This window comes from Paenibacillus sp. NPDC057934 (assembly GCF_042887565.1).
Classification (GTDB): domain Bacteria; phylum Bacillota; class Bacilli; order Paenibacillales; family Paenibacillaceae; genus Paenibacillus_AQ.
Map to the genome: position 1 here is coordinate 382,470 of NZ_JBHVPB010000003.1, position 13,506 is coordinate 395,975.

Below are 13,506 nucleotides of genomic sequence, written 5' to 3' on the forward strand. Positions count from 1 at the left end.
TTGAAGATTGGAATCATGGGAGGGACTTTCGATCCTCCCCATATCGGTCATATGTTGGCGGCGGAATCGGCAAGGGATACCTACGGTCTTGATGAGGTCTGGTTCATGCCTTCACATATACCCCCTCATAAGCATGAAGCAGGTGTATCCGGAGAAGATAGACTGGCCATGGTACAGGAGGCGGTGAAGGATCATCCCTCTTTCCGTACACTGGACCTGGAGGTCCTTAGAGGCGGAGTCTCCTACACCATTGATACGATCAGGGAACTGCAGAGCGAACATCCGAAGTCGGAGTTTTATTTTATAATCGGTGCCGACATGGTGCAGTACCTGCCCAAATGGCAGTCTATCGATGAGCTGGTGCAGCGCCTGACCTTTATCGGTGTGGGCAGACCCGGGACGCCGCTGGATCTGGAGGCGCTGCCTGAACATATTGCCGGCCGGGTTACACTTGCGGATATGCCACAGGTGGATATATCATCGACGATGCTGCGGCAACGGGCGGCTGAAGGCAGGTCGATCCGATATATGGTACCGGATGGTGTTTATGAATATGTACAAAGGGGTGGACTATATGACATACAGTCGTGAAGCGCTTATTGAGGCAGTCTCTGCGCAGATGCCCGACAAGCGATGGAAGCATACGCTGGGCGTCATGGAGTCCTCCGTCAAGCTGGCGGAGACCTATGGAGCTGACCCTGTTCGCGCAGAAACTGCAGCCATTCTGCACGATGTAGCTAAATATTGGCCTGTGGAACGTATGCGGGACATTATGGAGCAGAATGGTTTGTCCAAAGAGCTGTTGTCGCATGACAAGCAGCTTTGGCATGCAGAGGTGGGAGCTTTTGTCGCAGAACATGATTATGGCATTACCGATTCCGAGGTGCTGGATGCCATAAGGTATCATACCTCAGGCCGTGAGGGTATGGGAATATTGGAGAAGGTCGTTTGCCTCGCCGATTATATAGAGCCAGGACGCGACTTTCCGGGTGTGAATCACATCCGCAAGCAGGCGAAAGTCAGTCTTGAAGACGGGCTAGTCGCCGGTTTCGATTCTACCATCAGCCTGCTGCTCGAGAAACGCCGAATTGTGTTTCCGCTAACCGTACTGGCCCGAAATGATTTAGTCAGAATATTGGAGGAAAAAGAATGAGTCCAACACCTAGTAAGTTATTGCAGCTGGCGCTTAAAGCTGCTGAAGATAAAAAAGCAATGAATGTCGTTGCGCTGGATTTGCGCAATATTTCACCGATCAGTGATTACTTTGTCATCTGTCATGGTAATTCCGATATCCAGGTGCAAGCTATCGCTACCGAGATTCGTAAAGTCGTACATGAAGCAGGCGGTGTCATCCGTGGTATCGAAGGGATGGACTCTGCGCGTTGGGTGCTGATGGATCTGGGAGATGTAGTTGTCCATGTCTTCCACCGCGATGAGCGCGAATATTACAATATTGAGCGTCTATGGTCCGATGCCAAGGTTGTGGAGACTGTATGAACCTGATTGCTGGAACTACAGTTACCTTAACGGTAGCGCGTGAAGTATCTCCTTACGGTTATTTTTTGACCAACGGTGACGAAGAGGTCATGCTTCACTATACGGAGCTGGCTAATAAAAGCAAACCTAAAGCGGGCGACAAGCTGGAAGTGTTCATCTTCTTTGACACTGAAGACCGCCTTGCCGCTACCTTGAATAAGCCTTACCTGCAACTTGGCGAATTGGCGCTGCTTGAAGTAGCTGACATCCATCCCCGGTTGGGCTGCTTTCTGGAAATGGGACTTGGCCGTCAACTGCTGCTTCCCATCCGTGAGTTGCCTGATCTGAACGAGCTTAAGCCTCAGATTGGCGATAAGGTGTTTGTTCTTATGGAACACGATAAACAGGGCCGTCTGCGTGCGAAACTAGCTGGGGAACAGGAGTTAGCTCCGCTCGCGGTGGCAGCACCAGAGTCTTGGAAGGGCCAGACCGTCTCCGCCAGAGTGTACAAGCCGCTGCAAATGGGGACATTCGTCCTTGTGGATGCCGGTGTACTGGGCTTTGGCATCATCGGCATGGTTCATTCCTCTGAACGCAGCCGCCTGCTTCGCCTGGGCGAACAGGTCGGGGCGCGGATATCGCATATCCGCGAGGATGGCCGGGTCAATCTTACGATGAGTCAGCGCAAGGAAGTCGGTCGTGATGTGGATTCCACGACACTGTTGGAATTCCTGAAATCCCGTCCTGGCGGCTCGATGCCTTATTCGGATGCAACGCCTGCGGACATTATCAAGCAGCGTTTTGGCATCAGCAAATCAGCTTTCAAACGGGCGCTTGGCAAACTCATGAAGGAAGGCCTGGTCACCCAGAAGGAAAACTGGACTTACCTGGCCAGTTCGCAGGAGGATGGTGCCAATGAAGGAAAAGGTGCCAACGAGGGCGAATCCAGCCAAGACGGACAATAAGCCTGATTATAGAAAGTGCGGTGAACGCAGTGCCTTCCTACGGGAAATTTGCTTATGTATACGATGAGCTGATGGCGGACATGCCCTATCCAGACTGGATTACATTTGCCGAGACGGCCTGGAGCAAATACGGCAAGCCGCTGACGGTGGCGGAGTTAGGCTGCGGAACGGGGACAATCACGATTCCGCTGGCAGGGGCTGGCTACCGGATGACGGGCATTGATCTCTCTGAGGACATGCTAGCTGTTGCTCAGCGCAAGATGGAGGATCATCCTCAAGGACGGCGTTTTCTCAGAGAGGGAAGCGTTCGTTGGGTCAATCAGAATATGAAAGCCTGGGAACTGCCCGAGCCGGTGGATTCTGTAATTTCATTCTGTGATTGCTTGAACTATGTCGTGGAAGAGGAAGATATTCGCGCAGTCTTCGCCCGTACTTATGCTGGGTTGAAGCCAGGAGGAACATTCCTGTTCGACGTTCATCACCCGAATACGCTGATCCGCTATGAGGAAGAACAGCCTTTTATTCTGGATGAGGAATCAGTATCCTATATCTGGACTTGTGAGCTTGACGTGCCACGACGCGAGATTGAGCATCATCTGTCCATATTCGCCCGTGAAGAAAGAGGCAACGGTTTGTACCGGCGTTTCGAGGAGACTCACATCCAGCGCGCTTACGAACCGGAATGGTTAAAAGCGGAGCTGCTCAAGGCGGGTTTCTCCAGCGTGGAGACGTTCGCCGATTTTGAATGGGTTAAGGCGGATGACGATGCTCAGCGGTTGTTTTATATTTGTGTAAAATGATGGTTTGGGTGGCTCACTGATTTAGACTAGGGGCGGGGGTTCGCTGAACTGGAGCCGCTGCGGGCCGGAGGTTTCTTCCGATCGCTGTTAAAGTCCGATTTCTGATTGTAATAAGAGATTATAGGGTGAAATCGGACTTTAAAGGCGAACACTATCGTTTCTCCAGAATTCCTCCGGCCCTTCGCTCTTGTTCGAGCGGAAAGCACCGCCCCTAATCTCAAGCATGAGCCTTAGGCGGCAGCAGGTTGTGCGATTTTCGCAGGCGGCCGCCTTTGAAAATCTCAATAGTATATTAAATGGTCCACCTGTGAAGGGGGGCCATTTTTGGTATGGAAGAGACTGCAAAAAAAACCGGACCACCGTGCTTTGGGCACGAGCGGTCCGGTATCCTTCAACCCAATTACCGATGCTCAAACAGATCAATGGCGCCGAGCACAATATGCGCCAGACCAAATCCAAGTACGCCGGTTGCAGCCATCTTATACCTGCTGCCAAGAAAAGCGGCGCTAGAAGCAGTAACTACGGTTCCAAGAACGGTTGGTATCAGACCTTCACGCATATGAAACACTCCTTCTCGGTGGTTTGAAAGACATGTTTAGTGTGGGTAGAGGGAGTGACAATTATACAGCTTCTTCACTGGGGATGAATGGAGAGAGAAGAATAAGGAGGATCAGAAGGTTGAGAAGAAGGACCTAAAAAGGCTGTGCCTGCTTGAAGGGGATAATACCGTCCTTCCAAGCGGGCCCAGCCTATTTGAATTTTCAGAGTTAAGGGATATATTGCTGAACGATCGATGTGATAACGCCGTCTTTGATCGTGAGGTGGTAAGGGAACTGGCTCAGATCCAGATTGTGATTCTTGGCAAACTGATGCGTGAATTCCTCCAGGCTTATTTTCTCGTTCCAGTGAACATCAATATCCTCCAGCTTGCCGGTACGATCATAAATTTGCATAGTCACGGTTGCGTCAGGGGCTATCTTGTAGGTAGTGAGTGTCTGACTGTCGTTCACTATATAATATCCATCAGGCGTTCCGCCCAGCTCTGCTGCGGCTTCCGGCTCTCTTTGGGCAAAAATTTTGTCTGCTTCGACACCTTGGTACCATTCAATCTCATCCGTGCTTGCCGACAAGACACCTTTACTTGAATAAAGAGAATGAATATACACGGTTGCATGCTGAACGGTGTCACCGCGGCCTTCCGCACTGGCGAGGGTTCCGACTGTGCTTGCCGATGTAATGAGGGACAGGAATAACAGGACGACAACGGGCAGGACATAAGCTGACTTTTTCTTGAACAATGAAATCTCCCCCTTGGCATTGTGATACACAGTATAAGATTAATTACCCTTTGGGTTGTTAATCAAACGAGTATTGTACTACTAATAACGATGAAATGCTGGAAAGGTTGCAACTATTTTTGGACTGCTGCAAAAAAAGTGAATAGTCGCCATTCATAGTAAACGAAGGCTGCTCCGGGCATATTAGAATATCCAAACTTGAGGCTGGGAGTGACTGGGAAATGGCTGGAATTATCCGTATCTACCGAAGTGATTGGCACAACGTGTTCAAGGTCCCGACGGCAGTTCTGCTCATTGCTGCGCTAGTTGTGCTGCCTTCCATCTATGATTGGGTGAACGTGGCGGCCGTGTGGGACCCCTACAGCAACACTTCAGGGATCAAGATTGCAGTAGCCAGTCTCGATGAGGGGGCTTCCGTGGATAACAAGAGTTTCAACATCGGCGAGGAGGTCCTGGAAAGCCTGCATCATAATACAAGTCTGGGCTGGACCTTTGTGGATGCAGAGCAGGCCAGGCATGGGGTACAACGCGGGGATTATTATGCCAGTGTCGTCATCTCTAAGGATTTTTCCAGCAAAATGTCCGGTATTCTGGAAGGTAGGCTGAATAAGCCGGAAATCGAATACACCGTGAATGAGAAGATTAATGCGATTGCACCTAAAATTACGGCCAAGGGTGCGTCATCCATCACGTCCCAGATTAGCGAGCATTTTACCGCTACCCTCAGTGAGACGGTGCTGACCGCCCTTGGCAGGATCGACCGCCAGTTTCAGTCTGAGTTGCCTGTGATCCGCAGAGTGGAGAAGGGATTATTCCTATTGGAGGACAACCTGCCAGAGATTGAAGCCGCTGGGAAAACAGTGCTGAAAATCCATCAGGAGTGGCCGCAAATTCACCAGTCGGCAGAGCGACTGGCGACGCTGGAACAGAAGCTGCCAGAGGTCGAAAAGGCAGGGACGGCACTAGAAACGGTCGATGACCACTGGCCGGAGATTCGTGAAGCGGCAGGGCATTTGACAGACCTAGAGTCCAAACTGCCGGAGCTTGAGCGGGCAGCGAAGCTCGTCAGCGGACTGGATGAGCATTTTGATGACGTGGCCGGGGTGTTAGACAAGGCGGGGTTGGACCTGGAAAATGGGCGAAAAATCGTGGATGCAGCAATTAAGGCGTTGCCACAGGCTGACAAGATTGCCGCTGCCGGAAGTGCCTTTGGTCAGCAATTGCAGCAGTTTATCGAGAAGAACAATGCGGCCCTCGCTGCAATTCCCCCTGTGATCAAGCAGAATCTGTACTTGCTGGAGCAGACGGAGAATGCTGTCTCTCAGCTTGCAGATGGATTGAAGGCGGGTACACTGGAGAGAGCGGCTGCGCTGAGCGCGCTTAATAGTAATCTAACCCGGCTTGCCGCTGGAAAAAATGTACTGGACCGCACGATCTCGTTATTGACTTCGCTCGATGAGCTGTCGTCCGGAAATGCGCTTGCGGCCGAAATCCAGGCTCTGGATGGGGTCCGGGACCAATTCGCCGATCAATCCGCGCTAGCCGGAAGTCTTGCCTCGGCCTTGGAAGCCGGTGGCGAACCGGACGATGGCAAGCTGCAGCAGCTTAGCACTGGAGCGGGACAGGGATCAACGGCACTTGGCCGGCTGATCTCCCGCTTCGAGACCCATGCGCTGCCGGCCATTCAAAGCGCACTGCAGCCACTGACTGCGGCTGCACAGGATGCTGCGACCCGGCTCCAGCAGGTGCCGGAGCGCCTGCCCGCGCTGGCCGCCATCCTGCAGGATGCAGCGGCGGCCATACAATACGGGCAGGAGGGCTTAGCGGCGCTGCAGAAGGATCTGCCCGCCATCAGGGCGGCCGTCCATACCTCGGCCGCAGGGATTGCGGACAAGCTGCAGCGCTTCAGCACTTTTGTCCGCGATGTCTTGCCGCGGATCCAGCAGGGGCTTCCCGCCGCGGGGCAGCGAATCCACGAAGCGGCGGATTTTGCCCGCCACGACCTGCCGGCGGTAGAGCAGAAGGTCCGCAAGGCAGCGGACCTGATCCGTACCGGGCTGCCGAAGGCGGACAAGGGGGTCGAGCGCGCCGCAGAGCTGGTGCGGGATGACCTGCCGCTGCTGGAGGCCGCCATCCGCAAAGCCGCGGCGACGATCCGCCAGATCAAACAAGAGGTGAATCTGGAGCAGATTGCAGATCTGCTTGGGGGCGACATCAAGTCCAAAAGTGATTTTTTGGCCAATCCCGTAATCCTCAAGGAGAATAAGCTGTATCCAATCCCGAACTACGGGTCAGCCATGACACCTTTTTACGTGGTGCTCTCTATATGGGTGGGCGGAACGCTGTTGATCTCGTTGCTACGCACCTCTGTGGAGACAGGGGGCATAGTCTATAAGTCGTATCAGCTCTACTTCGGACGACTGCTTACTTTTCTCACCGTAGGCATTTTACAGGCGCTGGTGGCCGCACTGGGCAATATTTTTATCTTGAACTGTTATGTGGCCGACAAGTGGTGGTTCATCCTATTCGCGATGCTGATCAGTATCGTATTCGTGACGATCGTCTTCACTTTCGTTTCTGTGTTCGGCAACATCGGTAAAGGGATTGCCATCGTATTCATGGTGCTGCAGTTTTCCAGCTCTGGAGGGACTTTTCCCATCAGCACTACCGGTCCTTTTTTCCAGGCGCTGAATCCGTTCATGCCTTTCACCTATGCGATTAGTCTGCTGCGGGAAGCGGTTGGCGGTATATTGCCGGAGGTGGCCATTCGGGATGCTCTGTATCTAGTTGGATTTGGTTTGATTGCTCTGTTGATAGCGTTGACACTTAAGAAGCCGCTGGAGCGGTTCATTCACAAGGCCGCAGAACAGGCGGAAAAATCAAAGCTGATTTCCTGAAAATATGGCGAAACAAGAAAAAGTTCTCAATATCCTAAAGATATCTTTGAAAACTCAACCATTTTATTGACCTGTGTATTATTTACATCTAATATATAGGTATAAATGTTCTTTAATTCTAATATATGGGTTTGGAGGTGGTGTTTGTTTGAATCCAGAGACCACAATCCGGGCGGAGTTGGACAAGTATCTGAGAGATAATAACCTAACGGTGAGCCAATTCTCCAAAATTTCCGGGATTCATTCCGGCACGCTCAGCAGACTTGTCAGCGGTAACCGTCCGATTGCCATGCAGCAGCTTGAGCGCATCACCTCGGGGATGGGACTTGCGGAAGGCGCCTTGTATGATTTGTATGTTGATGAATGCTTCGTGCATTCTGCCCCCAACTGGCGGCGATTGGGCCCCTTCCTTCAACGTTGTGCCGACTTGAACAGGCTGGAGTGTATCCGAAGGATAGCCGCTAATTTGATGGATAATCTGATGTATGCCCAGGTTCTGTTTGAGACGGCTGAAGACTTTTTTAATGATGACAAATATGAAGCTGCTGCGATTCTGTACGAAAGCGTTGCCGAAAGTGAGAAGTATCAGCATTCCGAGCGACTGGCTCTATGTCAGTACCGACTGTTCAAGATCGCATTAGGGTATGATCAGGATGCCAATCTGCGGGCTGCGGTGTATTTCGAGTATTTTGTCGAGCGGTTGGATGAAAGTGATCAACTGGATGCGCTGCGGGATTTGGCGAATATCTACACTTCGCTTCATCGCTGGAACAATGTAGATTCCCTGGCTAAGCGAATGGGAGAAAAGGCATTCATTCAATATGAAAACAAATATAAGAGGTATATTAACCGCTCCTTGCAAAAGGAACCCGAAAAGCCGCTTTGCTTTTATATTTTATATTCCTATCTATTAAGAGCATCGGTCAGTCATGAGAACGGCGATTATGAGCAGGCCATAAGGTATGCAACCTTATATTCCGATTCTAGCTGGATATGTGAAGACAGTGATGAAGCCAAGTGGATCATGGAACAGTTCAAGGAATGGGCTGTGGCCAATACATATCTGCATCGTCTGATGAATGGGGAAGTTGAAATCCTTTCAGAATACGTAGCGTATATAAAAACTAGAGAAAATGAAGTCCTACCAGCTTTTATCAAAATCATGCAAGCAGCGAATCGTATTGGGTTCAATGCAGATGAGGTTATCACACAGTTCCAATCTCATTTAATGTATAAGGAACACCGGAGTAAATTGGGGAAACTTAGTATGCAGGTCATGTCAGACAAATATACTAATCTTCTATGCGAACTGGCTACCTACTATATGCGAACCAATAAATATAAAAAAAGTGTCTATTATATATTAAAAAGTTTGGAACTTTCTGTTAAAATAAATAATGACAGCTGTGTGATTCAATGTGTCGGGTTATTTGAAGAAATCCGGCATCTAACAACTAGAGAAAATCAAGAGAAGTACAAAAAATTAATTAGTGAGGTGCAAAGACTGAATGAAAAGAAAACTGAGTACGTTGCTGGTTGTTTTTAGCGTGGCTCTGACCGTTGCGGTCCCTGCCTATGCTGCGGATGTTACTACTAGCCAACCATCTATCAAAATTTTGATTCATGGAACGGGTAGCTAAGACTCTATACTTACTTATAGAAGATAATGGCTATACTTCTAAAATGAAGAAAGAATCTCTATTTAACGTAGAGATTCTTTTTTTGTTCCTTTTCTATGACAGGGTTACTCTTCATTCGAATAGATCAGAGATACTTGATGCTTCTTCAAGAACTCAACCCATTCTTCGGAAGGCTTCTGGTCGGTAACAATATAATCGATTTTATCAAAGCTCAGCAGCTTGATGAACGCAATTCGATCAAATTTGGCATGGTCCACGAGTAGGACCACTTTATTAGCCTGCTGCTGCATCAGCACCTTCAGTTCGCTTTCCGCTTCATTGGAATCACTGACTCCGCCGGTCATAGACAATGCCTTGCAGCTGAAAATGGCCACATCCACGTTGTATTTCTGAATGGTATGCGAAGCATTTGGGCCAACGAAGGAACTGGTCTCGGGGCCTAGTGTACCGCCAGTGGAGATCAGCTTTTGCCCGGAATGCTGAAATTCTGACAACACCACCAGCGAGTTGGTGATGATCGTCAGATTGCTCTTCACTTCGATGATCCGGCGTAACGCCTCAAAGGCTGTCGAACTGGTATCTGTCATCAGGCTATCGCCATCGTTGATGAGGTCCAGCACGTTGTTTGCGATCAGCCGCTTGGCCTCAATGTTGACCTGATGCCGGCTGGCATAGGAGGGGTCTTCATTGGTATGGGCGTTCAGGATGGCACCGCCGTAGTTTTTCTTGGCCAGACCGTCCCGGTCTAGCTTGTCCAGATCGCGTCGAATCGTTTCCTCTGACACCTGAAACTTCTGTGCCAAGTCCGCAACATGGACTTTTCTGTTCCGGTACAGCTCTGTAATAATCAGGTCCCGCCGTTCAAATGCCTTCATCCGTTCACTCACCTTTTTCAATATCTCTATCTCCTAGTTTACTACAAGGATTATAAATGCAAAAGAAATCTAATCAAATGAAAAACCACACTTAATAAATATAATATCACATAATACCACATTAACATTCAATTAATTGTGGTTTTTATGTTGACTTAAGCGTTTACACCTTTTATGATGAAAAAGAAATGATTGTTGGCTGAAGTTGAAATTATATAAATTAGATTATTTAAACCAAACTTAATGTAATGCTGAGGAGGAAGTACAGTGGCAGTTAAATATCCGAAGATTGGGATTCGTCCGACCATTGATGGCAGAAGACGCGGGGTACGTGAATCGCTGGAAGTACAGACCATGGGAATGGCGGAGCGGGTGGCTGAGTTTCTACAACAGAACTTGAAATATCCCGACGGCTCACCTGTAGAGTGCGTAATTGCTGATTCAACAATCGGTGGGGTTAAGGAAGCGGCAAACGCCCGCGATAAATTTGCCGGAGCCAATGTAGGGGTGTCGATTACTGTGACGCCTTGCTGGTGTTATGGCTCGGAAACGATGGATATGGATGCCACCATTCCGCATGCGGTGTGGGGCTTTAATGGTACGGAACGTCCAGGAGCCGTGTACTTGGCAGCAGTACTGTCTGCTTACGCACAGAAAGGAATTCCGGCCTTCGGTATTTACGGCGAAGATGTACAGGAATCCGACAGCGAACTTATCCCTGATGATGTGCAGAGCAAACTGCTGCAGTTTGCGAGATCTGCGCTTGCCGTTGCTATCATGAAAGGCCAATCGTATCTTTCCTTGGGTTCGGTATCCATGGGGATTGCCGGTTCGATCGTGAATGAGCAGTTCTTCCAGGATTACCTTGGCATGCGTAATGAATATGTGGATATGTCCGAATTTGTGCGCCGCATGGAAGAGGGCATTTATGATAAGCAGGAATTTGAGCGTGCACTGGCTTGGGTGAAGGAGAGCTGCGCTGAGGGTGCAGACAACAACCCGGCACATCTCCAGATCAGCCGTGAGCAGAAGGATAGCCAGTGGGAAACTGTTGTGAAAATGACGCTGATTGCCCGTGATCTCATGGTCGGCAATCCGGAGCTTGAGAAGCTTGGCTTCGCGGAAGAAGCGAACGGTCATAATGCAATTGCTGCTGGATTCCAGGGCCAACGGCACTGGACGGATCACTTTCCGAATGGCGACTTTATGGAGACGATTCTTAACTCGTCCTTTGACTGGAACGGCAGACGGGCGCCTTATCTTCTCGCGACAGAGAATGACAGCCTAAACGGCGTAACCATGCTGTTCAACTATCTGCTGACGAATACGGCACAAATCTTTGCCGATGTCCGCACTTACTGGAGTCCATCAGCTGTGGAACGCGTGACCGGTCACAAGTTGGAAGGCGAAGCGGCTGGCGGCATCCTGCATCTGATCAATTCAGGTTCTGCAGCACTGGATGGCACTGGAGAACAGACTATTGATGGCCAGCCGGCAATCAAGCCGTTCTGGGAGATCACGGATGAGGAAGCAAAGACCTGTCTGGAGAAGACCGAATTCCGTCCGGCTTCGCAGGAGTATTTCCGCGGGGGCGGTTTCTCGACTGATTATTTGACCAAGGGTGGCATGCCAGTAACGATGGCGCGTCTGAATCTGGTGAAGGGTCTTGGACCGGTTCTCCAGCTTGTTGAGGGTTATACGATAGATCTGCCGGAGGATGTGCATCACACGCTGGATCAGCGGACCGACCCGACTTGGCCGACTACTTGGTTCGCACCGAAACTGACGGACCAGGGTTCGTTCAAATCGGTGTACGATGTGATGAATAACTGGGGAGCCAATCATGGCGCTATCAGCTATGGTCATATCGGTGCAGACCTGCTCACGCTGGCTTCTATTCTCCGTATTCCGGTTAGCATGCACAACGTAGAGGAAGAACGGATCTTCAGACCACGTGTCTGGTCGCTCTTCGGTACAGAGGATCTGGAAAGTGCAGATTACAGAGCCTGCCAGAACTTTGGACCACTCTATTAAAATTTGGAGTAGGCAGGGGGAAGGAAGATGAGCGAGACCCACAAACTCCTTGCCATAGACCTTGGCGCCAGCTCAGGCCGGGTCATGTTAGGAAGTTATGACGGTTCCACGATTCAGGTCGAGGAGATTCACCGTTTTGACAATATACCAGTACAGGTTCAAGGGCATTTGCACTGGGATGTGCTGAGACTATTTCACGAGATCAAGCAAGGCGTGCGCGAGGCCGCACGATTGCATGGGAAGCTGCTGTCGCTGAGTGTGGATACGTGGGGCGTGGATTACGGGTTCATTGATCACAGGGGACAGTTGCTCTATGCACCGCACCATTACCGTGATCAGCGGACAGAGCCCCACCGTTCCGGTCTGGAAGAACGGATTCCACCCCGTGAACAGTTCAAGTTGACCGGCAATCAGCCGGCGCTGATTAACACCGTCTATCAGCTCTACGCTGATTTGCAGGACCACCCCTCCCTTGCGGAATCAGCCAAAACAATGCTGCTGACGCCCGATTTGTTTCACTATCTGTTCTCCGGCGTAGCGGCTGCGGAAAAGTCGATCTGGAGTACTAGCGGGTTGGCCGACGCGGTAACCGGTGAACCTTCGGATGAAGTCTTTAAGCGTCTGGACCTGCCCATCTCGCTGATTCCTGAACTTGTCGTCGCGTCTGGAACCGTGCTGGGTGAGGTGACACCGGCTATTCAGGAAGAGCTGGGTCTGGAAGCTATGAAGGTGATCGCTGGCGCTTCCCATGATACGGCTTCGGCTTTAGCTTCTATTCCTTATGTCGATAAGGATGGGGCTGCGTTCATCAGCTGTGGTACCTGGTCTTTAGTGGGTAGAGAGAGTGAAGGGCCTGTGATCACAGACCAGAGCTATGCGTATGGCTTCACGAATGAGGGCTGTTATGGCGGTACGAATCGGGTACTGAAAAACATCACCGGATTGTGGATTCTGCAGGAATCTCAGCGTCACTGGGCCGCGTCGGGTCTGCGTATCGGTCACGCCGAGCTAGCAAAGCTGGCTGCAGCAGCTGGTCCGGCCGTCGCGATTATCAATCCCGACGATCCGCTGTTCGCGACCCCGGGCGATATGCCGCAGCGAATCGCTGAATACTGCCGGAGAACAGGGCAGCCGGAGCCGCGTACCCCTGGGGAGACGGCTCGTATTATTGTGGAGAGTCTCGCCCATGCTTACAGCGTCGCAATAGATGAGCTGGAGGAAATCACTGGTGAACCGGTACGTGTCATTCATATGGTCGGCGGGGGAATTCAGAACCGGCTTCTCTGTCAGCTCACGGCTGACCGGACCGGCCGAGAAGTCGTAGCCGGGCCCGTAGAGGCCAGCGCGATCGGAAATATAGTGACTGGGCTGCTAGCACTAGATTTGATAGAACGGGCTGCGGTGAGCGAACTCATTGCCCATTCCAGTTCGCTGATTATCTACCAGCCCAGTCATCGTACGAACCCTTCACGCTTGTAGCGCCTGCGGATACGTAGAGGCCAAGCAACGATTTTGGTGTTG

The 13,506-nt window shown here is 50.8% G+C and carries 12 protein-coding genes; 9 read left to right on the forward strand and 3 right to left on the reverse strand.

Annotated elements, in window-relative coordinates; translation table 11 throughout:
- The 5 genes from ACFVRY_RS09195 to ACFVRY_RS09215 are packed head-to-tail and all read left to right on the forward strand — an operon-like array spanning window position 1 to window position 3,241.
- The gene (locus ACFVRY_RS09195; protein ID WP_387499428.1) at window positions 1-591 is read left to right on the forward strand and encodes a nicotinate-nucleotide adenylyltransferase; all 591 of its coding nucleotides are present in this window, start codon (window positions 1-3) and stop codon (window positions 589-591) included.
- Entirely contained in the window at window positions 575-1,153 is a 579-nt protein-coding gene (yqeK, locus tag ACFVRY_RS09200; protein WP_387499430.1) for a bis(5'-nucleosyl)-tetraphosphatase (symmetrical) YqeK, read from the forward strand. The genes ACFVRY_RS09195 and yqeK overlap by 17 nt, the downstream gene beginning before the upstream one ends.
- Window positions 1,150-1,497 (forward strand): ribosome silencing factor, encoded by a 348-nt coding sequence (gene rsfS / locus ACFVRY_RS09205; protein ID WP_387499432.1) that lies wholly within the window; start codon window positions 1,150-1,152, stop codon window positions 1,495-1,497. Before yqeK ends, rsfS begins: the two co-directional genes overlap by 4 nt.
- Complete coding sequence (locus ACFVRY_RS09210) at window positions 1,494-2,441, forward strand: CvfB family protein (RefSeq protein WP_387499434.1); 948 nt, start codon at window positions 1,494-1,496, stop codon at window positions 2,439-2,441. Before rsfS ends, ACFVRY_RS09210 begins: the two co-directional genes overlap by 4 nt.
- Before the next feature lie 29 nt (window positions 2,442-2,470).
- A complete protein-coding gene (locus tag ACFVRY_RS09215) occupies window positions 2,471-3,241 on the forward strand; it encodes a class I SAM-dependent DNA methyltransferase (RefSeq protein WP_387499728.1) in 771 nt (256 codons plus the stop codon).
- Window positions 3,242-3,641: 400 nt separating this feature from the next.
- Here ACFVRY_RS09215 and ACFVRY_RS09220 read toward each other — a convergent pair whose 3' ends face one another.
- A complete protein-coding gene (locus ACFVRY_RS09220) occupies window positions 3,642-3,800 on the reverse strand; it encodes an asparagine synthase (protein WP_066373475.1) in 159 nt (52 codons plus the stop codon).
- Between the two features lie 208 nt (window positions 3,801-4,008).
- Complete coding sequence (locus ACFVRY_RS09225; RefSeq protein WP_387499436.1) at window positions 4,009-4,539, reverse strand: hypothetical protein; 531 nt, start codon at window positions 4,537-4,539, stop codon at window positions 4,009-4,011.
- A gap of 221 nt (window positions 4,540-4,760) precedes the next feature.
- On the opposite strand from ACFVRY_RS09225, the gene ACFVRY_RS09230 reads away from it, so the two are divergent.
- Window positions 4,761-7,436, forward strand: coding sequence for a YhgE/Pip family protein (locus ACFVRY_RS09230; RefSeq protein WP_387499438.1), 2,676 nt, complete (start codon window positions 4,761-4,763; stop codon window positions 7,434-7,436).
- A gap of 148 nt (window positions 7,437-7,584) precedes the next feature.
- Window positions 7,585-8,982, forward strand: coding sequence for a helix-turn-helix domain-containing protein (locus ACFVRY_RS09235; RefSeq protein WP_387499440.1), 1,398 nt, complete (start codon window positions 7,585-7,587; stop codon window positions 8,980-8,982).
- 198 nt (window positions 8,983-9,180) lie between these two features.
- On the opposite strand, the gene ACFVRY_RS09240 is transcribed toward ACFVRY_RS09235, so the two are convergent.
- Complete coding sequence (locus ACFVRY_RS09240) at window positions 9,181-9,963, reverse strand: DeoR/GlpR family DNA-binding transcription regulator (protein ID WP_387499730.1); 783 nt, start codon at window positions 9,961-9,963, stop codon at window positions 9,181-9,183.
- 255 nt (window positions 9,964-10,218) lie between these two features.
- On the opposite strand from ACFVRY_RS09240, the gene ACFVRY_RS09245 reads away from it, so the two are divergent.
- Both ACFVRY_RS09245 and ACFVRY_RS09250 read left to right on the forward strand, forming a co-directional pair.
- Window positions 10,219-11,985: an L-fucose isomerase gene (locus ACFVRY_RS09245; RefSeq protein ID WP_387499442.1), complete on the forward strand. Its 1,767-nt coding sequence runs from the start codon at window positions 10,219-10,221 to the stop codon at window positions 11,983-11,985.
- 27 nt (window positions 11,986-12,012) lie between these two features.
- Window positions 12,013-13,464: a rhamnulokinase gene (locus ACFVRY_RS09250; RefSeq protein ID WP_387499444.1), complete on the forward strand. Its 1,452-nt coding sequence runs from the start codon at window positions 12,013-12,015 to the stop codon at window positions 13,462-13,464.
- Window positions 13,465-13,506 lie beyond the last annotated feature (42 nt).

Bases quoted from the DNA above. Each gene is read 5' to 3' on its own strand.
- yqeK (WP_387499430.1), top strand. From the start codon at position 575: ATGACATACAGTCGTGAAGCGCTTATTGAGGCAGTCTCTGCGCAGATG.
- rsfS (WP_387499432.1), top strand. From the start codon at position 1,150: ATGAGTCCAACACCTAGTAAGTTATTGCAGCTGGCGCTTAAAGCTGCT.
- ACFVRY_RS09210 (WP_387499434.1), top strand. From the start codon at position 1,494: ATGAACCTGATTGCTGGAACTACAGTTACCTTAACGGTAGCGCGTGAA.
- ACFVRY_RS09220 (WP_066373475.1), bottom strand. From the start codon at position 3,800: ATGCGTGAAGGTCTGATACCAACCGTTCTTGGAACCGTAGTTACTGCT.
- ACFVRY_RS09230 (WP_387499438.1), top strand. From the start codon at position 4,761: ATGGCTGGAATTATCCGTATCTACCGAAGTGATTGGCACAACGTGTTC.
- ACFVRY_RS09250 (WP_387499444.1), top strand. From the start codon at position 12,013: ATGAGCGAGACCCACAAACTCCTTGCCATAGACCTTGGCGCCAGCTCA.